Genomic DNA, 25,339 nt, shown 5'->3' on the forward strand with positions numbered 1-25,339 from the left:
GTTGCCGCGCATGTTGCCGCCCAGCCGGCGCGCCATTAGGGCGCCGCTGTGAGCTTCATCCCCGAACCGTTCCGGATTCCGGCGTTCAGAGCCTTTTGGCTCGCCCGCCTTACGTCGACGATCGCTCAAATGGCGATGATTATCGTCATCGGCTGGCAAGTCTATGATCTTGCGCGCGAGACGATGGACCTCAAGGCGGCGGCGTTACGTCTCGGTTTGATTGGACTGGTGCAGTTCGCCCCTCTGTTCATCTTGACCCTGGTCACCGGCTGGACCGCTGATCGCATCGACCGCCGCTGGATCGCCCGGGCCGCGATTGCACTCGAACTCGGCTGCGCCCTCGCGCTCGGCTGGTTCGCATGGAGCGGAACGACGACCTTCGCTGCCCTCTACACGGTCGCCGCGCTGCTGGGCGTCGCCCGCGCCTTTGCGGGACCGGCATTGGGCGCGCTTGCGCCCAATCTGGTCCCGCGCAAGATCTTGCCCAACGCCATCGCCCTATCTTCGATTGCCTGGCAAAGCGGGGCCATCGCAGGGCCGGCGCTCGGCGGTTATCTGTACGGTTGGATGCCGGTCGCGCCTTACGCCGCCAGTGCGTTCTTGTTTGGCGTCGCCCTTATCGCGCTGATGGCGATCGGCCCGGTCCCGCGCGCTGAAACCATGGCGACGCGCAACCCTTGGGCGCAGATGGTGGAAGGCCTGCGTTACGTGCGCCACAACCGCCTGGTGCTCGGCGCGATCAGCCTCGACCTGTTTGCTGTCCTGCTGGGAGGTGCGACCGCGATGTTGCCGGTGTTCGCCCGCGATGTGCTGCACGCCGGCCCAGAAGGTCTCGGACATTTGCGCGCGGCGCCGGCAGTCGGGGCCACCTTGACCGCTGCTTTCTTCGCGATGAGGCCGTTGAAAACCCACGTCGGCATCAAGATGCTGGTGGCCGTGGGCGTATTTGGCGCGGCGACTATCCTCTTCGGCGTATCCCGATCGATGCCGCTGTCGCTGGCCTGTCTGGCCTTGCTTGGCGCCGCCGACATGTTCTCGGTCTATGTTCGTCAATCGCTAATCCAGCTCTACACGCCAGATTCAATGCGCGGCCGGGTCGGTGCCGTTTCCGCGCTATTCATCTCCGCATCGAACGAGCTGGGTGAAGCCGAATCTGGCTTCCTCGGCGCCATTATCGGGCCGGTCACGGCGGTGATTGCCGGCGGCGTTGGCGCCATCCTGGTCGTCGCCGTGTGGGCATGGAAATTCCCCGAACTGCGGCTTGCAACAAGCTTCGACGCACCCGATGTACCCGCCATAAAGCCCAAGGAGATCTCGCGATGAAGGCCGCTTCGATCCTCGACACCATTGGCAATACCCCGCACATTCGCGTCAATCGTCTGTTCGGCGACAAGGCCGAAGTCTGGATCAAATCGGAACGGGCGAACCCCGGCGCGTCGATCAAGGATCGCATCGCTCTGGCGATGGTCGAAGATGCCGAGCAGTCGGGAAAACTGAAAGCCGGCGGCACCATCGTCGAGCCGACGTCGGGCAACACCGGTATCGGCCTTGCCATGGTCGCGGCAGTCAAAGGCTATAAGATCATTCTGGTGATGCCCGAGAGCATGAGCATCGAGCGCCGTCGGCTAATGCTCGCCTACGGCGCCACCTTCGACCTCACACCGCGCGAAAAGGGCATGAACGGCGCGATTGCACGCGCCACCGAAATCATTGCCTCGACCGAAGGCGCGTGGATGCCCCAGCAATTCGAGAATCCGGCCAATTTGGAGGTCCACCGGCGGACTACGGCGCAGGAAATTCTCGCCGATTTTCGCGACGCTCCGTTAGATGCGCTGATCACCGGCGTCGGTACCGGCGGCCACATCACGGCCTGCGCTGAGGTACTCAAGAAGGAGTGGCCGGCCTTGAAGGTTTTCGCGGTCGAGCCAACCTTGTCGCCGGTCCTGTCCGGCGGCGCCCCCGGCCCGCACCCGATCCAGGGCATTGGCGCCGGCTTCATCCCCGCGATCATGAATGTCGACCTGCTTGACGGCATTATCCAGGTCGACCCCGCTGATGCCAAGGAAATGGCCCGCCGCTCGGCTCGCGAGGAAGGTGTGCTGGTGGGCATTTCGTCCGGCGCGACCCTCGCCGCAATCGCCCAGAAGCTACCGGAACTTGGGGAACATCCCCGCGTCCTCGGCTTCAATTACGACACTGGCGAGCGCTATTTGTCGGTCCCTGACTTCCTGCCTGAAGAGGAATAGCTAACCGGTCGCTAACCGCCTTCCTTAGCCGCGTCGTTAACGCGCGAGCGCGTAAACTCTCCACACCGGCGGCACATTCCATCGCTGCCCCGAAAGTGGAATTGAATGCGCAGGACGCGTTTTGCAGGAGCCGTAGACGTTGGCGGAGAGGTGCATGCGCGCGCTTCTGTCCGCGAAGCGCTGTGGTTCGACATCCTCGCGCCGGACGTCTCTGAAGATCATTCGCTCTCGGCCTGGCGAATTGCTCCGCTTGATCACTCCGCGCTGATGCTGGGTGTCACACACTTGATCGCTACGCTGACGCTCTTTCTGCTCTATCCGGAGCGATCGCCGGTGTTTTCATTGGGCAGCCCGGTCATTCCCATGGGTTTGCTACTCGCGCTCGATGTCGTCGCCATAGTGGCGCTTCATTGCCGCCATCGCCTGGGCCTTGCCCCTCATACGGTCATCCGGGCGCTGGCTGTTTATTTGGGCGCGGCGGGCATTCTATGGATGATGGCCGGCCTGGCGATAACTGGCGAGGCCCATGACGAAGCATTGGCGATCTTGGTGATGGGCGGCGGCGTGACGATGGCCGCGATGGTGGCAGTGAATTCACCGCCACTGGCAATTTCAAACCTGATTGTGATGACGCTTGGCGCCGTTCTCTATACCGGGTCGGCACTGGTGGGCGCAGGTGCGGCCCTGTTGTCGCTGATTGTGACATCCTACAGCGTCGCTGGAGCGCGAACCGTTATTGCCGCCGGCCGAAAGCGCCTAGGCTTGGACGCCGAAGCGCATAAAGCACTGACCTTCGTTGCCGAATTTGAAAACAGCGGCCGAGGATGGTTTTGGGAAACCAACTCAGAGGGCACACTTTCCTACGTCTCGCAGCAGCTAGCTGACGATTTCCAGTGTGAACCCCAGGAGCTGCTCGGTCGGCAGTTTCCCGATCTTCTGTCGGTTGACACCAGCCCGGTCGGCACGATCCGTGAAGAGCACAAGACTTTGGGTTTCCACCTCTCCGCAAGATTCCCGTTCGCTGACGTGGTCGTCCGGGCGGCCAGCGATCAGGATGTTCACTGGTCGCTGTCCGGTAACCCGGTCTTTGATGAACGCGGTCGATTTTTGGGCTTCCGCGGTATCGGCACAGACCTCACTGAGCAGCGCCGCTCGGAGCAGGAAATCTCGCGGTTGGCCCGGTTCGATTCGCTCACCGGCCTCCCAAACCGCGCGCTGATGCGCCAGACGCTTGACGAGGCGCTGCGCAATTCTTCCCGGCGGCAGAAGGGCTGCGCGCTGTTCCTGATTGATCTCGACCGCTTCAAGAATGTCAACGACACCCTCGGCCACCCAATCGGCGATTCGCTGCTTCGCCAGGTCGCCGATCGCCTGAAGGCGGTCATGGGAGATCACGGCCAGATCGGCCGTCTCGGCGGCGACGAATTCAAGGCGGTGCTTCCGGGGACGGTCGACATCGGCTTCCTCGAATCGCTCGCGCGGACGCTGATCGAGCAGGTCTCGCGGCCGTACACGATCGAGGGGCATCGGGTGACGATCGGCGCGTCGGTCGGCATCTCGATTGGCGACCCCGGCCGCTGCTGCGCCGACAGCCTGATCCGGAACGCCGACCTCGCGCTCTATGCTGCCAAGGCGGCGGGGCGCGGCAAGCATTGCTTCTACGAGCCGGCGATGCACAGCGATTTGAGCGACCGGCAGGTTCTTGAAAACGACCTTCGCCAGGCGATCGAGCGCGGCGAGCTGTGGGTCGCCTACCAGCCGATCATTCGCTGCGCGGGTGAGGAGATCTGCGGATTCGAGGCGCTCGTCCGGTGGGACCATCCGGTCCGCGGCCCAATTTCTCCCGACAAATTTATCCCGCTTGCGGAAGAAAGTGGATTGATCTCCTCGATCGGCGAATGGGTGCTGAAGACGGCGCTAATGGAGGCGGTGCACTGGCCCGAACAGCTCCGCGTGGCAGTCAACCTGTCGCCGATCCAGTTCAACGATCCGGCGACCGTGGATATGATCGCAAAGCTGCTGAAGGAAACAGGGCTTCGCTCCGAGCGGCTTGAGCTCGAAATCACCGAAGGCGTCTTCCTCGCCGAGGGCGACAGCACCGACGAGACCTTCGCGAAGTTGAAAGGGCTCGGCGTCCGCCTGGCGCTCGACGACTTCGGCACCGGCTACAGTTCGCTGGGCTATTTGAAAAAGGCGCCGTTCGACAAGATTAAGATCGACCAGAGCTTCGTGCGCGGCGCTGCGTCGACCACCAACCGCAACAGCGCGATCATCCGGGCGATCGTCACGTTGGCCGAAACGCTAGGCATGGATACCACCGCCGAAGGCGTCGAGACCCATGACGATCTGCATTTGATCCGAGAGCTCGGCGTCAGCCAGGTCCAAGGCTACATCTTCGGGCGTCCAGCGCCGGCGGAAGAGGCCCGCCAGCTGGCCAACTCGGTCACCGTCGAAGCCGACGGCTACCAGTGCATCCGCGAGCCGCGGCAAAGGCTGATGCGTCGGGCCATCGCCGAGATCGATGGCGAAGTTACCGAGATCCGCCTTCGCAATATCTCGTCAATGGGCGCGCTGGTGGAGTGTCCAAAACCGGTCGCGCCGGGCCTGGTGATCACAATCGATATCGTCGGTGCTGGCCCGGTTCTCGGCACGGTCCGTTGGGCACAATCGGGCAAATTCGGAGTGCAGTTCATCGACGGGTTCAACATGAGCCGTCTCGCGCCCAAAAAGGAGCGCCGGAACGAAGTCACTATGATGCGCCCGTGGTACATCGACCAGAAGGCGGCGTCCTAAAAGGCCTCCGCCGGGATGGCCATCACACTGTCAGACCCGGCTTCAAGCTTGCGCCTGAGCGACCCAGTTTCCGGCATCACGCGATCGGCGAAGAACTGGGCAGTCGCCAACTTGGTTTCATAGAAAGCGCGATCCGGCGCGCCCGCCGCCAATGCCGTTGTGGCGGCGCGAGCCATGCGCAGCCACATCAGCCCAACCGCGACAATGCCCATCATCGTCATGTAGGGATAGGCAGCCGCGCCGGCCTGGTTAGGGTTGGCCAGGCCATTCTCCATCAACCATTTGGTCGAGGCCTGGAGGTCACCAATCGCCCGCGTGAACTCGGCCAGGAACGGCTTCAGCGCAACGTCGGACGACGCGTCCGCGACTTCCCGCGAGAGAAGCGCGAATAAGCGCTGGATCGCCCTGCCCCCGTCCTTGCCGAGCTTGCGCCCGACCAAGTCAAGCGCCTGGACACCGTTGGTGCCCTCATAAATCTGGGCGATGCGCGCATCCCGGACGAACTGCTCGACGCCATGTTCGCGGATGTACCCGTGACCGCCGAAGATTTGCTGGGCAAGGACGGCGCTGTCGAAGCCCTTGTCGGTCAGATAACCCTTGATCACCGGGGTCAGCAGCGAAACTAGATCGTCGGCTTCCTGCCGCTCTTCCTCGCTCGAAGCGCGGCGGGAAAGGTCAACCTGGAGCGCACCCCACAGGACCAGCGCTCGGGCTCCCTCGAGAAAAGACTTCATTTCCATCAGCATCCGGCGAACGTCGGGATGGACGATGATCGGGTCGGCTTTGGCATTCGGGTCGCGTTGCTCGGCGACAAGGGCCCGTCCCTGCCGACGGTCGCGGGCATAGGCCAGGGCATTCTGGTAGGCGACTTCCGCCTGGGCGAGCCCCTGCAAACCAACGCCCAATCGCGCCGCGTTCATCATGATGAACATCGCCGCCAGACCCTTTTCCGGCTCCCCGACCAACCACCCTTTGGCCCCGTCATAATTCAGGACGCAGGTCGGGTTGCCGTGGATGCCCATTTTCTTCTCGATCGCGCCGCAGCTGACGGGATTGCGCTCACCCAGCGATCCGTCGTCGTTGACCAGGAACTTGGGCACCACGAACAGCGAAATGCCTTTGACGGTGTCTGGCGCACCGGCGATCTTCGCCAGCACCAGATGGATAATATTTTCGGCGATGTCGTGCTCACCCGACGAGATAAAAATCTTGGTTCCGGTGATCGCATAGCTGCCGTCGGGACTGGGATCGGCGCGGGTCTTGAGCAGTCCAAGATCGGTGCCGCAATGCGGCTCGGTCAGGTTCATCGTCCCAGTCCACTTGCCGGACACCATGTTCGGCAAATAGGTCGCTTTTTGCTCGTCGGTGCCTTTGATCAGCAAGGAGGCGATGGCTCCGGCCGTCAGTCCCTGGAACATCTCGAACGCTTGGTTGGCCGACAGCACATATTCGCTGAACGCGGTCGCAAGCACCTGCGGCAGGCCTTGTCCGCCATATTCCTCGGGCGCCGACAAGGTTGGCCAGCCGCCTTCACAAAACTGGCGATAGGCGTCTTTGAACCCGTCTGGCACCGTTACAGATCCATCATCGTTGCGCTTGCAGCCCTGCTCGTCGCCGACCTTGTTGAGTGGCGCCAGCACCTCTGATGCGAACTTGCCGCCCTCGTCGAGGATCGCTTCGATCAGGTCTGGCGTCGCATTAGCGAAGCCCTCGAGGTTGGAATAATTGCCGACGTTCAGCACCTGGTCGAGAATGAAGCGAGTTTCGCGCACTGGCGCTGAATATACGGCCATCAGATGTTGCTCCCTTGCTCGGGCGAAGTGCCAAGCGTTTTAAGAAAATCCTCGAGTTCAGTAATCGTCGTGTCGATATCATTTTTTTGGTGACGGAGCGCCGCGATCTTTTGCCGGCAGCGCTCGATCGTCACCCGGCGTTGTGTCTCGCGGTGATCGCCGACATCATACAAATCGAGCATTTCGCGGATTTCGGTGAGGCTGAACCCAACGCGTTTGCCACGCAAAATCCAGCTCAACCGCGCCCGGTCCCGGTCCGAATAATAGCGCGACGTCCCGCGCCGTTCTGGCGCGATCAGCTGTTCGTCCTCGTAAAAACGCAGCGCGCGGGCAGTCACGCCGAACGCCTCACACAGCTCCCCGATGGCGTATTTGGCAGAGGGTGATTCCATGGCTAACCTATGCTTTACGTTTCCGTAAACGTCAAGTTTACTCCGACAGTCGCTGATTCAACTTTGCTGCTGCCAAAGGGGCGACAAGGCGTTGAATCGACACTATATGGACAGCCCAGCTTGAGGGCGAATGCGACACCATGTTGACGACTAATCCGTTCGACGACGACAAGCTACGCGAAGAATGCGGGATTTTCGGCATTTGGGGTGCCGATAACGCCGCCAGCTTCGTTGCGCTCGGCCTCCACGCGCTGCAGCACCGCGGGCAAGAGGGCGCCGGCGTTACCAGCTTCGATGGCGCCCATTTTCACTCGCACCGGGCGATGGGCCACATTGCCGGCAATTTCGATCGGGACGAAGTGATGCGGGCCCTCCCCGGCCGGACGGCGATTGGCCACGTGCGCTATTCGACCACCGGCGAGTCCGGGCTGCGCAATGTCCAGCCGCTGTTCGCGGAACTCGCAGAGGGCGGCTTCGCGGTCGCCCAGAATGGCAATCTGTCCAACGCCATGAAGCTTCGCCGCACGCTCAACCGACGCGGCTCGATCTTCCAGTCGACCAGCGATACCGAAGTCATCATCCATCTTGTCGCGACCTCCAACCATACGACCAGCCTCGATCGCCTGACCGATGCGCTCAAGCAGGTCGAGGGCGCATATTCGCTGCTCGTACTCACCCCGGATGGACTCATCGCCTGCCGCGATCCGCTGGGCATTCGGCCTTTGGTCATGGGCAAGCTTGGCGAGGCGACGATCTTCGCCTCCGAGACCGTGGCGCTGGACGTCATTGGCGCGACCTTCCTGCGCGACGTCGAACCCGGCGAGCTGGTCCTCGTTAACGGCTCCGGCATCCGCTCATTCCGACCGTTCGCCAAAGTCGAGCCGCGTCCTTGCGTCTTCGAACATGTCTATTTCTCGCGCCCGGACTCGGTCGCGGACGGCAAATCGGTCTACGAAGTACGCAAGAACATCGGCGCCGAATTATCCCGCGAGGCACCGGTCGAAGCGGATTACGTCGTACCCGTTCCCGATAGCGGCGTGCCGGCGGCAATCGGCTTCAGCCAGGCGTCGGGGATCCCGTTCGAACTCGGCATCATCCGTTCGCACTATGTTGGCCGCACCTTCATCCAGCCGAGCCAGGAAGTCCGTAACCTTGGCGTCAAGCTGAAGCACAACGCCAATTCGGCGCTGGTCCACGGCAAACGGATTGTCCTGATCGACGATTCGATTGTTCGCGGCACCACCAGCGTCAAAATCGTCCAGATGATGCGCGACGCCGGCGCTCGTGAAGTGCACTTGCGAATCGCCTCGCCGCCGACCCGGCACAGTTGCTTCTACGGCGTCGATACGCCCGAACGCGCCAAGCTGCTCGCCGCGCAAATGAGCGTCGAAGCGATGCGCGATTACATCAACGCCGACAGCCTCGCCTTCATCTCGATCGAGGGGCTGTACCGGGCGCTGGGCTCGGAGCGGAACGACCAGCAGCCGCAGCGCTGCGACGCCTGTTTCACCGGCGACTATCCGACCAGCCTGACCGATTTCACCGAAAAAGAGAGCGCGGGCTCCCTTTCCCTGGTCGCCAGCCGCTAGTCACTCGATCAAATGCCTAAAGCCAAGTCTCTCGACGGCAAGCTCGCGCTCGTCACCGGAGCCAGTCGCGGCATTGGCGCGGCCACTGCCGAAGCGCTGGCGGCGGCGGGCGCCCATGTCATTCTGGTGGCCCGAACCGCCAGCGCATTGGAAGCGGTCGACGACCGGATTCACGACGCCGGCGGCAGCGCGACCATCGCCCCGCTCGACCTCACCGACAGCGAATCGATCGGCAAATTGGCCGCCGCCGTCGCCGAGCGCTGGCAATCGCTCGATGTCCTCATTCTCAACGCCGCAATGCTCGGCTCGCTGACTCCGGTCGAGCATATCGATGCCAAGGAATATGCCCGGGTTCTCGGCCTCAACCTGATCGCCAACCAAGCCGTAATCGCCGCTTTTGATCCGCTGCTGAAGAAGTCAGCGCGCGCCGACGTCGTCGCGCTAACTTCGTCGGTCGGCAGCGAACCGCGCGCCTTCTGGGGCGCCTACGGCTCGTCCAAGGCTGCTCTTGAGATCTTGCTCGGCGCCTATGCCGACGAAACCCAGCACAGCGGCCGCATCCGCGTGCACATTGTCGACCCCGGCGCCACCCACACCCGCATGCGCCAGCTCGCCTTCCCGGGCGAAGAACCAGACAGCGTCAAGCCGCCGGAAGCGGTGGCGACGGCGATCCTCCAACGCCTTCAGTCCGACGTGCCCACCGGCGAGAAATTGCGGGTCGAAGCCTAAGCGAGCGAAAAGCGGGTCAACCGCACCGCCGGATCGGCTTCATCGAGACGAAGCTGGACGGACGTCCCGATCGCCAGGTCGTTGACCGCCACGCGGGTAATCACGGCGGGATCGGCAATTTGGATGCGCGCGCCGCGCTTCTTGTCGAAGTCCGTCACGGTGCCGGTGAACAGCTCGCCGACCCGGCACGCGAGCACAACCGCCTCGGCAAGTTCGAGGACGGCGCTGTCGACCTGCCCTGCCTTCGCATCGGCACGGTTCATGACGTCAGGCAAACGCGCGAAGGCCGCGGTGACACTGTCCGGCACTGCTCGACCGTTGGCGACGGCCAGCGCCGCTTCGTTGATATATCGGTCGGCCAGCCGCCGCAGTGGCGCCGTCGCGTGGACGTAGGTTGCGCGCATCGCCGAGTGCCACGGTCGTTCGCCGGCATGGAACTGGGCATAGCTGGCATGGGACCCGGTGCGGCGAATGGCGAGCATGAACGCGGCCTGTTTGGCATCATTCGGATCGAGACCGCGCGCGCGGTCCTCAAGGCTCATCGCCTTCGGCCAGTCGACGCCGAGCGCCTTGGCGCTATGCCGCAATCTCCGGATCGCCCAATCGTCCGGCTCGGGCATCACTCGAAAAATGCCGGTGCCGTGCGCGTACAACGCCTCGCCTATGGCGAGGTTGGCGGCGAGCGACAGCGCGGCGTTTGCTTGCTCCATCGGGCTCATCGGCCGAAACTCGAGCGCGAAATTGCCATCGGCTTGCTCGATGACTTGCTGCTGTGGCGGGTCGACCCGTGAGGCGCCCCGCGCCTGCTCGGCCGCTGCAATGCGCCGCGACAGTTCGATGAAGCCAGCGGGCAGTTCCTCCGGCCGCACCGTCGCATAGCCAAGCTTGGCGCGGCTCTTGATGATCGCCCGCTCGGCACCGTCAAGACTTGTTGCACCGTCGTTGGCGATGCGCACGGCGTAGACAATCGCCGGCTGGGCGCCATCGGGCAGCAGGCTCGCCGCGCCTTCGCTAAGCGCACCAGGATACAGCCTGACCTTGTCGTCGGGCATGTAGATCGTCTCGCCGCGGACCCAGGCTTCGTTGTCGATCGGACCGCCGTCGGCAACGAACCAGCCAATGTCGGCAATGGCGTAGCGCAAAATGAGGTCGCTTCCCGACGGCTCGATTGCGAAGGCCTGGTCGAGGTCGGTCGAGCTCGTCGGATCGAGGGTGACAAAGGGAATATCGGTGCGATCGATGTGGTCGAACATCGGTTGGTGCGCCACAGACTCCGCCGCCGCCTTGATCTCGGGCGAAAAGTCGCCGGGCAGCTGAAACTGGGTGCGGACCGCCGCCAGCCCGTCGCTTAACGCCCGCGGGCGGTCGTAAATCGCCTTCATGACTTGATCATTGTAACTTGCGCGACGTCGATTGCGCCGCCGCGAAATCCACCCTCGCAATACATCAGATAGTAGCGCCAAAGTCGGTGGAATTGCTGGTCGAATTCTTCCAGTTCGCGGCGTGCCACTGCGTCGTCATAGCGTCCCCGCCATAGCCTCAAAGTGGCGGCATAGTCGTGGGCAAACCCGTCCCGATGCTCCCACGACAGTCCAGCTCGCTTCGCGAGCGCCGCAAACTGCGGCTCATCGAGCAACATCCCGCCCGGAAAAATATAGGTCTGGATGAAGTCGGCGCTGACCGCATAACGCTTGAACAAGCGGTGATCGATACTGATGAACTGCAACGCCGCGCGGCCGCCGGGCGTCAAATTGCGAGCGATTGCGTCAAGATAGGCGCCCCACCAGCGCAAGCCGACTCCTTCGACCATCTCGACCGATGCGATCGCCTCGAATTGCCCCTTGGTTTCGCGGTAATCTTGTAGCTGAATCTCGACCCGATCTGACAGGCCCGCTTCAGCAATTTTGGCGTCCGCCCAGGCCTTTTGCCGCTCTGACAAAGTCAGGCCGACGACGGTCGCCCCGCGATTTGCCGCCGCGATTGCCAGGCTGCCCCAGCCGCAGCCGATTTCGAGCAGCCGCTGCCCTGGCCGCAATTCCAGCCGATCGAGCAACAGCGCGATTTTGCGATGCTGCGCGGCCTCCAATGGCTGATCAGGGAACGCGAACCGGGCCGAGGAATAGGTCATCGTTGGGTCAAGCCACGTCGCGTAGAAATCATTGCCGAGATCGTAATGCGCGGCGACGTTGGCCTTGGCTTTGCCGGGCGCATTGTCGCGCAGGCGATGGGAGAGCGCATTGATCCGGCGAAACAGCCCCTTGGCACGCCCAGACTCGCCGAGCGCAACGCCGTTCAACGAAAATAATTCGAAAATCGGTACCGGATCGGGGCTCGACCATTCGCCCAATGTCCATGCCTTATACCAGCCGACCGAGCCCGAGGTCGCCAGCCGCACCAGCGCCATCCAGCTCTTGAACTCGACGATCGCTCGTGGTCCCGGCGAGCGAAACCCGAGATTGCGCCGGCCGCCGTCCGGGAGCGTCGTTTCAATGCCGCCTTTCAGAAGCCCGGCATCAATCTCATCCAGCACGCGGTCGAACGCCGGCGCCATCAGGCGCGCAACTATGCCGCCCCCAACCGCAAAGCCGCGGTCCGCTTTCACCAGATGTTCGCCACGACCCGCCATGACGCTAGCCTAGCAGCCGGGGTCGCTGACTGGCACCACCGATTCGCGGGCCAGCCGTGATCGCCCACCTTGACCGTAGCGCGCATCGCCGATCGCCACCCGCGCCAAACAATGTTCGCGCCTGACGTCCGCCTGCGGCAGGATCGACCATTTGAGGAAACTCCGGAGCTGGGGATCCCGGCGGATCGCCTCGCGCACCAGCGGCTCGTTCATATTGGTCGCCGCACAACTGGATACGGCATGAAATCCGCCGTCGAGTGGGTCGAACAAGCTTCGGCGATAGCAGTCGCCCTCGCGCCACACGAGGTCACGCCGCCAGAAGGCCACCGGCGGCGGCGACGCAAAAATGGCGTCGATGCGCCGCTCGCCCGCCCAGTTGCGAGCTGCCGCGTCAGCACGTTGCGTAATCAGTAGGTTGAGACCGATGTAGGCGAACACCAGTCCAATCGCTGCTTGCACCGGCCGCTGCCACGGCCGGCCTTGCTCCTCCCTTATGCGCGACCAGGCGATCGATCCGCCGAGCAGCAGCCAGATCCAGACATCGATGATGAACAAGGCGTCGGCATGAAACCAGGCGTTGGAGAAAGGCGACAGCAGCTGGATCGAATAGGTCGTCAGCAGGTCCATGAGCGGATGGGTGAGCGTCGCCAGATAGGCCAAAGCTAGCAGCCAGCCGGGCCGCATCGCCAGGCCGCTTTTGAACGTCGTGCCGCGCCCGACCTGCCAGCGATCGAGCAGCAACAACAGGGCCGCGAGCAGCGGCGGCATGACGATCAAGCCACCGACCAGGCCATGGGTGAAGCCGCGGTGCATCGCCAGCGGCGCCCACCCGATCCGCCCGAAGAAGATGTCGATGTCGGGCATGTTGGCGCCGAGAATCAGCACCGCCAGCCCCTTGCGCGTCCGCATCTTGAGCCCAGCCTGGCCCAGCGCCCAGCCCGTCAGTGAATGCGTGATATTGTCCAATTACTGCCGGTCGCTCACTCGGCGCGCGGTTCTTTCTCGACCATCCAGCTTTGGCCTTTGGACACCAGCGCTTGCAGATCGGGCGTCTTGCCCTTCGCCGCTGCCTGATTCTGCTCGGCGACGCTGCTTTCGAAGGTCGGCGCGGGGTCTTCGTAAATCACGCCGAGCGCGACCGGGAATCCCTGCTCGGGCAGTTCGATCAGCATCGCCGCCACCCCGCGGTTCTTCGGATCATGCACCAGCACCGACGGATCGTCGGCCTCGACCACCTTGAGCACCAGCCGCTCGGCGTCGAGCGCGATGCCCTTGGTGCCGGCCGCGAACAACATCTTCTCGCCGGCCTGCAGCCACAATTGCCGCTCGGCCGAGAAATCGCGCGCAGTGAACGACGCGAACACGTCGTCATTATAAACGATGCAATTCTGGTAGATTTCGACGAAGCTCGCGCCACGGTGGGCGTGCGCCGCCTTCAAGACGTCGGGCAGGCTTTTGTGGACATCGATGCCGCGCGCGATGAATCGCGCTCCGGAACCCAATGCGAACATGCACGGCGACACCGGCCGGTCGACCGACCCGAACGGCGTCGACGGGCTGCGCGTGCCGATGCGCGACGTCGGCGAATATTGCCCCTTGGTCAGCCCGTAAATCTCGTTGTTGAACAGCAGAATCTGGCAGTCGAGGTTGCGCCGCAGCACATGCATCGTGTGGTTGCCGCCGATCGACAGCGCGTCGCCGTCGCCGGTGATGATCCACACGTCGAGCTCCGGGTTGGCGAGCTTGATCCCGGTCGCGAACGCTGGCGCGCGGCCGTGGATGGTGTGAAAGCCGTAGGTCGCCATATAATAAGGAAAGCGGCTCGAGCAGCCGATGCCGCTGACGAACACCGTCTTTTCGCGCGCGACGCCGAGGTCGGGCATGGTCCGTTGCACCGCCTTCAACACCGCATAGTCGCCGCAGCCCGGGCACCAGCGCACTTCCTGGTCGCTCGCCCAATCCTTGGCGGTGGTGACGGCGGTCATCTCGTTCATCGCCCAACTCCCGCCAGCCAGCCGATCAGCACCACGACGACGACCAGCATCAGGATCATTGGCCAGGGATTGATCTGTCTCACGGGGTCGGACCTTCGCTAAGTTCACTAATGTCTTGCAGACGGGGGCCATTTTCGTGAACTTTAGCGATTGCCGCCTCGATCTCCGCGATGCGGAACGGCTGCCCGCTGACTTTCGACAGCGATTGTGCATCGACCAGGAACAGGTCGCGAAGCACGGTCTTCAATTGGCCGCTGTTCATCTCGGGGACGAGGATATGCCGGAAGCCCCGCAATAGGACAGCCATATTTTTCGGCATCGGGACGATGTGGCGAATGTGGATGTGGCTGACGCTGAGGCCACGCAGGCGAGCACGGCGCACCGCCTGGTGGATCGGCCCGAAGGTCGAGCCCCATCCGACCACCGCGAGCTCGCCTTTGTCCTCGCCCAGGCACACCTGCTGGTCGGGGATCGAGTGCACCACCCCCGCGACCTTGGCCGCCCGCACCCGGGTCATCTCGGCGTGGGCTTCGGGGCTATAGTCGATGTTGCCCGTGCCCGGTGCCTTCTCGATCCCGCCGATGCGGTGTTCGAGCCCGGCTGTGCCAGGCTTAATCCACGGCCGCGCCAGTTCGTCGTTGCGCGCAAACGGCATGACCGGCTCGCCTGCGGCTGGCGGCTGGTCGAAGAATGCGACCGGGAACGGCGCATAACCCGTCATGTCGGGCACTTTCCATGGCTCGGCGGCATTGGCGATGTAACCATCGGTCAGCAGCATCACCGGGGTCATGTAACGGGTCGCGATCCGCACCGCCTCGATCGCGCATTCGAACGCGTCGGACGGCGAGCGCGCGGCGATGACTGGCAGGGGGCTATCCGCGTTGCGGCCATAAACCGCCTGGTAGAGGTCCGATTGCTCGGTCTTGGTCGGCAGGCCGGTCGACGGGCCGCCGCGCTGCGAATTGACCACCACCAGCGGCAGCTCGGTCATCACCGCCAGCCCGATGCCCTCGGTCTTGAGCGCGATTCCCGGCCCCGACGATGAGGTCACGCCGAGCTGTCCGGCATAGGACGCGCCAATCGCCGCGCAGACCGCCGCGATCTCGTCCTCCGCTTGGAAGGTGGTGATGCCGAATTCCTTCAGCCGCGCCAGATGATGCAGCAGCGGCGACGCCGGGGTGATCGGATAGGAGCCGAAGAACATCTTGAGCCCGGCCAGCTGCGCGCCCGCGACCAGCCCGACCGACAGCGCCTCGGCGCCGGTGACGGTGCGATAAAGGCCCGGCTCGGCCGGCGCCGCGTCGATGTGGTGGCGGCGGACCGGCGTGCCAATTTCCACCGTCTCGCCATAAGCATGGCCGGCGTTCAACGCGGCGATATTGGCTTCGGCGAGCTCGGGCGCTTTGGCGAATTTGGTCTTGAGCCAGTCGACAATCGGCGCGCGATCGCGGTCGAACATCCATAGCGCCAGGCCCAGCGTCCACATGTTCTTGCAGCGCAGCGCCTCCTTGTTGCCAAGGCCGACGTGCTTCACCGCTTCGACCGTCAACTGCGAGATATTGAAGTGGACCAGCTGCCATTTGGCCAGACTGCCGTCCTCGAGCGGGCTCGCGTCATATCCGGCCTTGGCGAGGTTGCGCTGCGTAAACTCGCCATCGTCGACGATGATCAGCCCGCCTTCGCGCAGCTCATTCACATTCACCTTGAGTGCCGCCGGGTTCATCGCGATCAGCACATCGGGCTGGTCACCGGCGGTGTCGATCGCGCACGAACCGAAGTTGATCTGGAACGCCGAGACGCCGAACGTCGTACCTTGCGGCGCGCGGATTTCCGCCGGAAAATCGGGAAATGTCGCCAGATCGTTGCCGGCCAGCGCGGTCGACAAAGTGAACTGCCCGCCGGTCAGCTGCATCCCGTCGCCGCTGTCGCCGGCAAAGCGGACGACAACCGCCTCCATCGCCGGATGCGCGTCAGCTTCGGTTTGAGTCAGCAAATGCGTGGCGGTCGCCATAAGAGTCCTGAATCGTTCGCTTCTGCTGCCTTTAGCCCCGCTCTTTCGTCATTGCGAGCGCCGAAGACGCGCGGCAATCTAGCTGGATTGCTTCGTTCCGCTCGCAATGACGGCTAAGGCACGTCCATGACCGACGACCACCTGTACCGCCGCGGGGTCGGCGTCATGTTGCTCAATGCGCGCAAGCGGATCTGGATCGGGCGGCGGATCGATAATAGTGACGATGCCTGGCAGATGCCCCAAGGCGGGATCGACGCCGGCGAGGAACCGTGGGCGACCGCCTTGCGCGAACTGGAGGAGGAGACGGGCATCCCGCCGCACCTCGTCGAACGCGTCGCCGAATGCCCGGAACGTTTGCGTTATGACCTCCCGCCAAAGCTCCGCGGGATACTTTGGGGCGGCAAGTGGAAAGGGCAGCTCCAGGACTGGTACCTGTGTCGCTTCCTCGGCAGCGAAAGCGACGTCAACATCGCCACCAAACACCCCGAATTCAACGACTGGAAATGGGTCGAGCCAAGCGCGCTCCCCGACCTGATCGTTCCGTTCAAGCGCGATTTGTATCGCCGCCTGATCGCGGAATTCGCGGAGTATCTCTAACGCAGCTGCCTGTCTGGCAGCCGTTACCAGCAGCGCGTGGCCTCCAGGCGGCGGCGCGCCGCTTGCAATGACGCAATCTCCTCCAGAGCTTCGGCGATTTTCACCAGCAGCCTGGATTCGACACCACTGAATCCCGCTGCCTGGACACGGCATCCCTGCGCGTCGTTAATCAATTTAAACGAGGTCATGGCAATCTCCGGTATCAATGGTCGACACATGAGGTACGGCGCGGAACCGTGCCTGGATGCGCGAGCCAGCGGCATTTCAGGAGCAGCAATGGCTGGTGTGGCGTTCGCGCGGGCGGCTCGCTAGGAGTGCCGCCATGCGAGCCCTATCGACCACCGAACAATCCGCCGTCGACCGCGCCGCGGCCGAGCCGATGTTGGCGCAAGTCGAGGCGTGGGCGGCTATCAACAGCGGCTCACGCAACCTCGCCGGGCTGGCCACGGTCGCCGGCCACATCGCCGACGCTTTCGCCGCTCTCCCTGGCGTGCTCGCACTAGTCGACCCGACGCCGGTCGATGAGGTCGACAATGCCGGGCGCAGCGCCCCGCGCGACCATGGCCGCAACCTCCATTTGAAAGTCCGGCCCGACGCACCGGTGCAGTTGCTGCTGACCGGTCACATGGACACCGTGTTTGCCGTCGACCACCCGTTCCAGGCGCTGACCTGGCTTGAGGACGGGGTGCTAGGCGGCCCCGGCGTCGCCGACATGAAGGGCGGCATCGCGGTTATGCTGGCGGCGCTGAAAGCCGTCGAAGCCGGCGGCATTCCGAACCTTGGCTATGAAGTCATCATCAACAGCGATGAGGAAGTCGGATCGGCCGGATCGGCGGCGCTGATCGCGGCGTCGGCGCGGGGCAAGCGCGCGGCGCTGACTTACGAACCTTCGGCGCTTCCCGATGGGACATTGGCCGGCGCCCGCCCAGGCAGCGGCAATTTCAGCTTCACCGTGCGCGGCCGCTCGGCGCACGCCGGCCGCAACCCCGAGGACGGCCGCAATGCCTTGCTCGCCGCGGCCGACCTCGCGCTGCGGCTCGAAGCGGCGAAGCGGCCCGGGCTGAACATCAACCCCGCCAGGATCGACGGCGGCGGCCCGACCAATGTTGTTCCCGACCTCGCCATCCTGCGCGTCAATCTGCGGCCGGCAACACCCGACGATGAATTGCGCGCCAAGGCGCTGATCGAAGCCACCGTCGCCACGGTCGCCGCCGGGCATGATGTCGCGATCGCCATCCACGGCAGCTTCGGCCGCCCGCCGAAGCCAATGACGCCCGAGGCCGAAGCCCTGTTCACGCTGGTCAAGCAGGCCGGCGCCGACCTTGGCCAGGCGATCGGCTGGCAAGCGACCGGTGGCGTTTGCGACGGCAATAACATCGCCGCCTGCGGCGTGCCGGTAGTCGACACGATGGGCGTGCGCGGCGGCAAGATTCACAGCCCGCAAGAATATCTCATCGCCGACAGCCTGAGCGAGCGCGCCGCCTTGTCCGCGCTGACCCTGCTTCGCCTCGCGGATGGCCGGCTATGAGCTTTCGCGTGCGAGCGGCGCGCGGCGATGATTTCGACGCGATTTACGAGATGGCCAAGCTCACCGGCGGCGGATTCACCAACCTGCCGGCCGACCGCGATACACTGGTCGAAAAGCTCGCGCGCTCGGACCGGTCGTTCGCAAGGACGACCGACGAACAGGCCGGCGACCTCTACATGTTCGTGCTCGAGGATCCGGCGGCGGGCATCATTCGCGGCACCTGCCAGGTTTTCGGCAAGGTCGGGGTCGTTCAGCCGTTCTACAGCTATAATTTGAGCACCCTCACCCAAAGCAGCCCCGAACTCGGCAAGACCTTCCACAACCAGATGCTGAGCCTGACCACCGATCTCGAAGGCTGCTCCGAGGTTGGCGGCCTGTTCCTGCACCCGGAAACCCGCTCGGGCGGCTGGGGCGCGCTGATTGCCCGCAGTCGCTATTTGTTCATGAAACAGCACCGATCGCGCTTTGGCGACCGCACTTTGGCCGAACTTCGCGGGGTGATGGACGGGGCCGGCAATTCGCCGTTCTGGGATGGACTCGCCGGGCGCTTCTTCGACATGAGCTTTCCCGAGGCCGATCGCTTCAATGCCATGCACGGGACGCGATTCATCGCCGATCTGATGCCGCGGACGCCGATCTATGTGGCGCTGCTCGATGACGCCGCCAAAGCGGTCATCGGCTTGCCGCATCCGTCCGGCATGGGGGCGCTGCGGATGCTCGAGGAAGAAGGCTTCCTGTTCGACCGTTATGTCGACATTTTCGATGGCGGCCCGACCGTCCTCGCGCCCACCGATCGCATCAAAACCGTCCGTGAATCGGCATCAGAGACGGTGCTTGAGATCAGCGAGGGCGGCAAACAATCGACGATCCTCGCCACCGGCAAGCTGCATGATTTTGTCGCCTGCAAGGCCAGCGTCAAACGCGTGCCGCGCAAGGGCCTGATCATCGACGCCGAAGCGGCGCGGTTGCTCGGAGTAAAGGCCGGCGACGTCGTTCTCGCGGTCGCCCGCTGACGTGGCGCTCACGGAAATCAACTTCGACGGGGTTGTCGGGCCGAGCCACAATTATGCCGGCCTGAGCCTCGGCAATCTGGCCTCGACCCGCAATGCCGGACAAGTTTCGCAACCGCGCGCCGCGGCGCTCGAGGGCGTCACAAAGATGCGCGCCAATCTCGATCTCGGCCTTGTCCAGGGAATCTTCCTCCCCCACCCGCGCCCCAACCGCGCCTGGCTGACCGAGCTTGGCACGACCATCGACGCCGCCGGGTCAGCGCTCGCCGCCAATGCGATGTCGGCGTCGGCGATGTGGGCGGCGAACGCGGCAACGGTTTCGCCCGCCCCCGACACAACCGACGGCAAGTGTCACCTGACCGTGGCCAATTTGCGCACCATGCCGCACCGCAGCCACGAATGGCCGGCGACGCTCGCGCAGCTGCAGCTTGCGTTCGACGATACCGGGCATTTTGTTGTGCACGCCCCGGTTCCACCCGCGTTCGGCGATGAAGGCGCGGCCAACCATATGCGGCTCGCCCCGGCCTATGGCGAACCGGGTGTAGAAATCTTCGTCTACGGCGTGTCGGGCGGCGCCTTCCCGACCCGCCAACATATCGAAGCCTCGCAAGCGATCGCGCGCCTCCATCGGCTCGATCCGGCGCGAACCCTGTTTGCCGAGCAATCGGAGCAAGCGATTGCCGCCGGCGCGTTCCATAACGATGTCGTCGCGGTCGCCAACGGGCCCCTGCTGTTCGCGCACGAACAGGCGTTCGCGGATCGCGACAGGCTGATCGCCGATTGCGCGCGGCTGGTCCCAGGTTTCGAACTGGTCGAAGTGCCTGCGGCGGAGGTTTCGCTAGCCGACGCCATCTCTTCTTATATGTTCAACGCCCAGCTGGTGAGCCCGCCCCACGGCGAGACCACGCTCATCGTCCCGGCCGAAGCGCGGGAGACGCCATCGGTCTGGGCCTGGTTGCAGCGGCACCTGGCCGGCAATGGCCCGATCCGCCGGGTCGAAGTGGTCGACGTCCGCCAGTCGATGGCCAATGGCGGCGGTCCGGCATGCCTCCGCCTGCGCGTCATTGCCGATCCTGCGGCGGTCGACCCACGCTTCCTGGTCGATCACGCCAGGCTCGATCGGATCGCCGAGGTCATCGAGCGCCATTGGCCGGCCGAAATTCACAACGACAATCTGCAGGACGTGACGCTGATCCACGACATCGAGACCGCGCGCGCCACGCTATTCGCCGCGCTCGACCTGGGCGAACTAGCCTAGGCCATCCGATTATTGTCCCGCACTGGGACCGGTTTGGGCCAACTCAGGGCTGGCGCCGAGTTAACGAGCGCTTTACCATTCTCCTTAGGCCGGAAACCGCGGAACCGCGGGCCTGGTACAAGGTTGAGTTAACTTATGAGCATGCGCCACAAGATCGGCCGACTGTTTGTCATCAAGACCCGCACGGAAGCGTGGCTGGTGACCTATGCGGTGGCGCTTGGCGCCATAGAGCGCGGTCGCCACTATCTCGAAACCTATCCGGGTTTCGGTGGCTGGATGTTGGCTTTGGCGTGCACCGGCGTAGTGTTTCTAGTCGGCGCCAAGCTGCTCGACTCGGTCCGAGCGGAACCAGCCATGGTCAAGACTGGAAAGTACGCGCCGCCGCTGCAGCGCCGCTCGTCGTTCAGTCGTAGTCGACCCAGGCTGCCCCGGAGTCGCTCCGGTTCAAGGTCACCGATTTCGCTTCACAGAGATTTACACCCGACCACACGGCATTGACGCCGCCCGCCAGGGTCCCCTGAATATCGAACGCGCAGTCGGCGTCGCTGAACTGCACCGTTCCCCGCGCGCCGGCTTTCGGCGCCGCGCCCAGCGGCTGCCACGCCGTGGTGCCAAATCGCCGGATCGCCAGTGCGGTGATGTCGCGCCCGGTCGCGTTGACGATCGTGAAATTGCCGGCCCCGGCCATCGCCGGACCAGGCGCAGCAGCCAGCAATGCCGCAACAAAGAAAAGCCCACGCATGCGCCGTAATATACAGCGCAAACGCGGGCCGCTCAAAGCTATTCTACCGGATGTAGCCTAAATCAGGCCGCGTCGAGGATCTGGTAGTCCGGACGAGAGCGCTGGATCACCGGCGCTGGGGCCGGCCCGTGGCGGAAGCTCTCCTGCAGCGGCAGCGCCGTCGAACAGAATGCGCATTCGGCCAAAACCCGGCCCAAATACCAGTGAGTCCGGCCGCAACCGGGGCAGTGGTTGACTTCATTGTCGCGGTACACGGCGTGGTACCCGCGCGTCGCCGGATTAAACTGGCCGCGGCGGGATTCAATTGCGTTGATCATGGTGACCTTCCTCGAAACCATTTCGGCTTCAACTGCGGATTGTCTTATAAGTTGCACGGGGTAACGTTGGAACACGCCATTTCCAAAGCGGTAACCCTGTTCTGTGTCGCGGTGGCACAGAATTGCATCATCCTGGCACAATCGCGAATTTTAACCGTCAGTTAGGGAATGGCGCGCCATTGTCGCGCGAGCGACTGGGCGTGGAGATTTGGGATGGAGTCGAACGAGCGTTATTATCGCCGCCGCGCCATCGAGGAGCGCATGGCGGCGCAGCGCGCGGTGACGGAGCAAGCCCGCACCTGGCATGCCAAGCTCGCCAAGGACTTCGCCGAACGCGCCACCGATCCGGGAACGTTCGCCAGCGCCTGACCGACGCTTAATAACTCAATGATTTTCGGCTGAAGTATTTGGCGCGCCCGGAGCGATTCGAACGCCCGACCCTCAGATTCGTAGTCTGATGCTCTATCCAGCTGAGCTACGGGCGCGCACTGCCCAAAACAGGCAAGCGGCGACATAGGGTCCTGTCGAGGACGGCGCAACCCTCGGCCAGCCGAGGTCCGACGCGCAATTGCGCCACCCAGCAAGCGATCTTACACAGGAGTGGATGTTTCGCGTTCGCCCTGGTGTTTTTGTCCTGGCCCTGGCCTCGGCCGGCTGTGCCGCTCCGTCGGGTCCGGCGCCGTCGCTGGCCCACCGCGCGGCTGAAGCGATTGACCCGCGTGTGCCGGTCGTTGCCGCGACCACAGCCCAGCCGGCTGACCCCGCACTCTCTGTCCGCCTGGCCGATCTGGTCGGTCGAGCGCGCGCCGGAGAGAGCGCGTTCGCCGCCGCCGCCGGGGAAGCGCAACGGCTGGCTTCGCCTGCCGGCGCGCCGCAGAGCGAAACCTGGATCGTGGCCCAAGAGGCGCTGTCCGCTGCCGTGGCGGCGCGCGCGCCGACAACCCAAGCCCTTGGCGACATCGACGCGATCGCCGCGGCGGCGTTGGCGGCGAAAGGCGGCATTGATCCCGGCGACCTAAGCGCGATCGAGGCGGCGGCCGCCGAGGTCGGGGCGATCAATCAGCGCCAGGCCGAAATCATCGATTCCCTCCAGAACCGTCTCGGCGGCTAGCCGTTCAGCAGCCGGGCTGCATCCAGCGCGTGGTAGGTTAGAACGCCGGTTGCGCCGGCCCGTTTGAAGGCGATTAGCGTCTCGAGGATTAGCGCATCGCGGTCGCCAGCGCCGGCCGCCGCCGCGGCCTCGATCATCGCATATTCGCCGCTTACCTGGTAAACGAACGTCGGCACCCCGAACGCATCCCGGACCCGCGCGACGACATCGAGATAGGGCAGCCCCGGCTTGACCATGACGAAGTCGGCGCCCTCGGCGAGATCGAGCTCGACCTCCCGCAGCGCTTCGTCGATGTTGGCCGGGTTCATCTGATAACCGCGCTTGTCGCCCTTGAGCCGCCCCTGGCTGCCGACCGCCTCGCGGAACGGGCCGTAAAAGGCCGACGCATATTTGGCCGCATAGGCCATGATCGCGACATTCTGGTGCCCCGCCGCTTCGAGCACCTCGCGGATCGCGGCAACGCGGCCGTCCATCATGTCCGACGGCGCGACGATATCGGCGCCGGCTTCGGCCTGAACCAGCGCTTGGTGGGCGAGGATCGCGACCGTGTCGTCATTGATGACATTGCCCTGCTCGTCCGTCAGCCCGTCATGGCCGTGGGACGTGTACGGATCGAGCGCGACATCGGTCAGCACGCCGATTTCGGGCACCGCGTCCTTGATCGCCCGGATCGCCCGGCAAATGAGATTGTCTGGGTTGAGCGCCTCACCGGCGTCGCCGGTGCGCAAGCCCTCGGGCGTGTTGGGGAACAAGGCCACGCACGGGATGCCGAGCGCCGCCGCTTCTTTGGCTTTGCCGGCCAGCCGGTCGACACTCCACCGGCTGACACCCGGCAGCGAACCGATCGGCTCCTCGCAATCCCGTCCTTCACACACGAACAGTGGCCAGATGAAGTCAGACGGGTGGAGCCGATGCTCGGCGAGCATCTCGCGCATCCAGGGTGCGGAGCGGCCGCGGCGCATGCGGAGGTAGGGGAAACTGGCAGCGGTCATGCCAGCCCTTTAAGCGTCATTGCGAGCCAAGCGAAGCAATCCAGTTTTCGTTGCTCTAGCTGGATTGCCGCGTCGCATTCGCTCCTCGCAATGACCACGGTTCACCCCAGCCGCGCCAGGGCCGCACGCAGCCGCTCGGCTTCGGCGGATTTCGCTTCGTGATCGGCGCGGGCTTTTTCGACGGCTTCGGGCTTGGCCCGCTCGGTAAATGCCGTGTTGCCGAGACGCGCAGCGAGGCCGTCGCAGTCTTTCGCAGCGACGTCTAGCGCTTTCGACAATCGTCCACGCTCGGCATCGAGGTCGATGTGATCGGCAAGGGCGAAGGCGTAGGTGACCCCATCGACGCCAATCTGCGTCGAACCTTCCGGCGGGATTTCGACAGAGCGCGCCGGGCCCACCTTGGCCATCCGCGCCAGTGTCGGCGCTTGATCGGCAAGCCGTTGCATCTGGTCGGCCGAGCCGCCGATAACCAAGGGCTCGAGCGTGGCGCTCCACGGCACGTTTAGCTCGGCCCGCATGGCGCGCGTCTCGCCAATGAATGCGATCAGCCAATCGATCCCGGCCTTGGCCGCCTTGTCGATCTGCGCTTCCGGCTCGGGCCATTTGGCGACGATGAGGTCGTAGGGTCGCTCGTTCGCGTTCCATAATTCCTCGGTGATGAACGGCATCAGCGGGTGGAGCATGACCAGGATCTGGTCGAACGCCCAGGCGGCGACGGCCTTGGTCTCGTCGTCGAACGCGCCTTTGACCAGCTCGACATACCAGTCGCAAAAGGTGCCCCAGGTGAAGTGGTAGATGGCGTCGGCCATGTCGTCGAAGCGCAGGTCGGCGAACGCCTTGTCGAGCTTGGCCAGCGTTTCGACCACTTCGCCGATGATCCAGCGGTTGACCGGCAGCTCAGCCTCGGGCGCGGCGATTCTCGCGGACGCCCCGACCCCGTTCATCTGCAGGAAGCGGGCCGCATTCCACAGCTTGGTGGCGAAGTTGCGATAGCCCTCGACGCGCTTTTCATCCAATTTGATGTCGCGGCCCTGGCTTTCCATCGCCGCCATGGTGAAGCGCAACGCATCGGCGCCGTATTGGTCGATCAGCCCGAGCGGATCGACCGTATTGCCCTTCGACTTGGACATTTTCTGCCCATGCGCGTCGCGGACCAGCCCGTGGAGGTAGAGCGTCTTCCACGGGACTTCACCCATGAACTCAATCCCCTGCATCGCCATCCGCGCGTCCCAGAAGAACAGGATATCGAAGCCGGAAATGAGCACATCGTTGGGGTAGTGGCGGGCCAGGTCGGAGCCTCCCCTCCCTGCTGGCAGGGAGGGGACTGAGGGGTGGGTGCGCGCGTCCGCGCGCCCTGAAGACACGTCGGCACCATCCAATGCCGAGCCGGGCATCGAGCCCGCCTCGGCATCACCCACCCCCTGCCCCTCCCTAAACCGGGAGGGGAGGTGGTCTTCCTCCGGCCAGCCAAGCGTCGCGAATGGCCACAGGGCCGAGCTGAACAACGACACGACCACATCCTCGTCCTGGCGTAGCGGCTGGTCGCCGTCCTGCTTGAGGGCTACATCCTCGATCTCTGCAACGAAAACTAGACCTTAGTCGCCGACCCAC

The 25,339-nt window shown here is 64.1% G+C and carries 22 protein-coding genes, 1 tRNA gene and 1 pseudogene; 11 read left to right on the forward strand and 13 right to left on the reverse strand.

What is annotated here, in order from left to right; all coding sequences use genetic code 11:
• Positions 1-48 precede the first annotated feature (48 nt).
• The 3 genes from RMO25_RS05065 (at position 49) to RMO25_RS05075 (ending at position 5,039) form a co-directional block, all read left to right on the forward strand.
• Complete coding sequence (locus RMO25_RS05065) at positions 49-1,323, forward strand: MFS transporter (RefSeq protein ID WP_309661510.1); 1,275 nt, start codon at positions 49-51, stop codon at positions 1,321-1,323.
• On the forward strand, positions 1,320-2,246 hold the full coding sequence (gene cysK, locus RMO25_RS05070; protein WP_309661511.1) for a cysteine synthase A: 927 nt from the start codon (positions 1,320-1,322) through the stop codon (positions 2,244-2,246). Before RMO25_RS05065 ends, cysK begins: the two co-directional genes overlap by 4 nt.
• Before the next feature lie 150 nt (positions 2,247-2,396).
• A complete protein-coding gene (locus tag RMO25_RS05075) occupies positions 2,397-5,039 on the forward strand; it encodes an EAL domain-containing protein (protein ID WP_309661512.1) in 2,643 nt (880 codons plus the stop codon).
• Here RMO25_RS05075 and RMO25_RS05080 read toward each other — a convergent pair.
• Together RMO25_RS05080 and RMO25_RS05085 are read right to left on the reverse strand one after the other, a co-directional pair.
• A complete protein-coding gene (locus RMO25_RS05080) occupies positions 5,036-6,832 on the reverse strand; it encodes an acyl-CoA dehydrogenase C-terminal domain-containing protein (protein WP_309661513.1) in 1,797 nt (598 codons plus the stop codon). The genes RMO25_RS05075 and RMO25_RS05080 overlap by 4 nt on opposite strands.
• On the reverse strand, positions 6,832-7,224 hold the full coding sequence (locus RMO25_RS05085) for a MerR family DNA-binding transcriptional regulator (protein ID WP_309661514.1): 393 nt from the start codon (positions 7,222-7,224) through the stop codon (positions 6,832-6,834). Before RMO25_RS05085 ends, RMO25_RS05080 begins: the two co-directional genes overlap by 1 nt.
• A 140-nt stretch (positions 7,225-7,364) precedes the next feature.
• On the opposite strand from RMO25_RS05085, the gene purF reads away from it, so the two are divergent.
• Positions 7,365-8,813, forward strand: coding sequence for an amidophosphoribosyltransferase (purF, locus tag RMO25_RS05090; RefSeq protein WP_309661515.1), 1,449 nt, complete (start codon positions 7,365-7,367; stop codon positions 8,811-8,813).
• Between the two features lie 12 nt (positions 8,814-8,825).
• The gene (locus RMO25_RS05095; protein ID WP_309661516.1) at positions 8,826-9,542 is read left to right on the forward strand and encodes an SDR family NAD(P)-dependent oxidoreductase; all 717 of its coding nucleotides are present in this window, start codon (positions 8,826-8,828) and stop codon (positions 9,540-9,542) included.
• Here RMO25_RS05095 and RMO25_RS05100 read toward each other — a convergent pair.
• The 5 genes from RMO25_RS05100 to RMO25_RS05120 all read right to left on the reverse strand — a co-directional run bounded on the left by RMO25_RS05100 (position 9,539) and on the right by RMO25_RS05120 (position 16,173).
• The gene (locus tag RMO25_RS05100) at positions 9,539-10,924 is read right to left on the reverse strand and encodes an RNB domain-containing ribonuclease (RefSeq protein ID WP_309661517.1); all 1,386 of its coding nucleotides are present in this window, start codon (positions 10,922-10,924) and stop codon (positions 9,539-9,541) included. The two genes, RMO25_RS05095 and RMO25_RS05100, sit on opposite strands and share 4 nt — an antisense overlap.
• Positions 10,921-12,168 carry a cyclopropane-fatty-acyl-phospholipid synthase family protein gene (locus RMO25_RS05105; RefSeq protein ID WP_309661518.1) on the reverse strand — a complete coding sequence of 416 codons (1,248 nt, stop codon included), beginning with the start codon at positions 12,166-12,168 and terminating at the stop codon, positions 10,921-10,923. Before RMO25_RS05105 ends, RMO25_RS05100 begins: the two co-directional genes overlap by 4 nt.
• A gap of 9 nt (positions 12,169-12,177) precedes the next feature.
• Positions 12,178-13,134, reverse strand: a complete 957-nt coding sequence (locus RMO25_RS05110) for a metal-dependent hydrolase (RefSeq protein ID WP_309661519.1) — start codon at positions 13,132-13,134, stop codon at positions 12,178-12,180.
• A gap of 14 nt (positions 13,135-13,148) precedes the next feature.
• Positions 13,149-14,162: a 2-oxoacid:ferredoxin oxidoreductase subunit beta gene (locus tag RMO25_RS05115; RefSeq protein ID WP_309661520.1), complete on the reverse strand. Its 1,014-nt coding sequence runs from the start codon at positions 14,160-14,162 to the stop codon at positions 13,149-13,151.
• A gap of 79 nt (positions 14,163-14,241) precedes the next feature.
• Positions 14,242-16,173: a 2-oxoacid:acceptor oxidoreductase subunit alpha gene (locus RMO25_RS05120; protein ID WP_309661521.1), complete on the reverse strand. Its 1,932-nt coding sequence runs from the start codon at positions 16,171-16,173 to the stop codon at positions 14,242-14,244.
• A 126-nt stretch (positions 16,174-16,299) separates the two neighbouring features.
• Between RMO25_RS05120 and RMO25_RS05125 the strand changes: the two genes are divergently transcribed.
• A complete protein-coding gene (locus RMO25_RS05125) occupies positions 16,300-16,770 on the forward strand; it encodes an RNA pyrophosphohydrolase (protein ID WP_309661522.1) in 471 nt (156 codons plus the stop codon).
• Positions 16,771-16,793: 23 nt separating this feature from the next.
• Here RMO25_RS05125 and RMO25_RS05130 read toward each other — a convergent pair whose 3' ends face one another.
• On the reverse strand, positions 16,794-16,958 hold the full coding sequence (locus RMO25_RS05130; RefSeq protein ID WP_309661523.1) for a hypothetical protein: 165 nt from the start codon (positions 16,956-16,958) through the stop codon (positions 16,794-16,796).
• A 134-nt stretch (positions 16,959-17,092) separates the two neighbouring features.
• On the opposite strand from RMO25_RS05130, the gene RMO25_RS05135 reads away from it, so the two are divergent.
• The 3 genes from RMO25_RS05135 to RMO25_RS05145 are packed head-to-tail and all read left to right on the forward strand — an operon-like array spanning position 17,093 to position 20,566.
• On the forward strand, positions 17,093-18,298 hold the full coding sequence (locus RMO25_RS05135) for a hydrolase (protein ID WP_309661524.1): 1,206 nt from the start codon (positions 17,093-17,095) through the stop codon (positions 18,296-18,298).
• Complete coding sequence (locus RMO25_RS05140) at positions 18,295-19,311, forward strand: arginine N-succinyltransferase (protein ID WP_309661525.1); 1,017 nt, start codon at positions 18,295-18,297, stop codon at positions 19,309-19,311. Before RMO25_RS05135 ends, RMO25_RS05140 begins: the two co-directional genes overlap by 4 nt.
• A gap of 1 nt (position 19,312) precedes the next feature.
• On the forward strand, positions 19,313-20,566 hold the full coding sequence (locus RMO25_RS05145) for an N-succinylarginine dihydrolase (RefSeq protein WP_309661526.1): 1,254 nt from the start codon (positions 19,313-19,315) through the stop codon (positions 20,564-20,566).
• A gap of 403 nt (positions 20,567-20,969) precedes the next feature.
• On the opposite strand, the gene RMO25_RS05150 is transcribed toward RMO25_RS05145, so the two are convergent.
• Positions 20,970-21,308 (reverse strand): hypothetical protein, encoded by a 339-nt coding sequence (locus RMO25_RS05150; RefSeq protein ID WP_309661527.1) that lies wholly within the window; start codon positions 21,306-21,308, stop codon positions 20,970-20,972.
• Between the two features lie 62 nt (positions 21,309-21,370).
• Positions 21,371-21,625, reverse strand: coding sequence for a hypothetical protein (locus RMO25_RS05155; protein WP_309661528.1), 255 nt, complete (start codon positions 21,623-21,625; stop codon positions 21,371-21,373).
• A 213-nt stretch (positions 21,626-21,838) separates the two neighbouring features.
• On the opposite strand from RMO25_RS05155, the gene RMO25_RS05160 reads away from it, so the two are divergent.
• Positions 21,839-21,994, forward strand: coding sequence for a hypothetical protein (locus RMO25_RS05160; protein ID WP_309661529.1), 156 nt, complete (start codon positions 21,839-21,841; stop codon positions 21,992-21,994).
• A gap of 39 nt (positions 21,995-22,033) precedes the next feature.
• Here the strand turns inward: RMO25_RS05160 and RMO25_RS05165 are convergent.
• Positions 22,034-22,110: transfer RNA gene (locus RMO25_RS05165), tRNA-Arg, on the reverse strand.
• 119 nt (positions 22,111-22,229) lie between these two features.
• On the opposite strand from RMO25_RS05165, the gene RMO25_RS05170 reads away from it, so the two are divergent.
• Positions 22,230-22,736 carry a hypothetical protein gene (locus tag RMO25_RS05170; RefSeq protein WP_309661530.1) on the forward strand — a complete coding sequence of 169 codons (507 nt, stop codon included), beginning with the start codon at positions 22,230-22,232 and terminating at the stop codon, positions 22,734-22,736.
• On the opposite strand, the gene hemB is transcribed toward RMO25_RS05170, so the two are convergent.
• Both hemB and RMO25_RS05180 read right to left on the reverse strand, forming a co-directional pair.
• On the reverse strand, positions 22,733-23,728 hold the full coding sequence (hemB, locus tag RMO25_RS05175; protein ID WP_309661531.1) for a porphobilinogen synthase: 996 nt from the start codon (positions 23,726-23,728) through the stop codon (positions 22,733-22,735). The two genes, RMO25_RS05170 and hemB, sit on opposite strands and share 4 nt — an antisense overlap.
• 101 nt (positions 23,729-23,829) lie before the next feature.
• A pseudogene (locus RMO25_RS05180) lies at positions 23,830-25,323 on the reverse strand (class I tRNA ligase family protein); the annotation flags it as partial.
• Positions 25,324-25,339 lie beyond the last annotated feature (16 nt).

The organism is Sphingomonas sp. (assembly GCF_031361285.1).
Taxonomy (GTDB): Bacteria; Pseudomonadota; Alphaproteobacteria; order Sphingomonadales; family Sphingomonadaceae; genus Sphingomicrobium.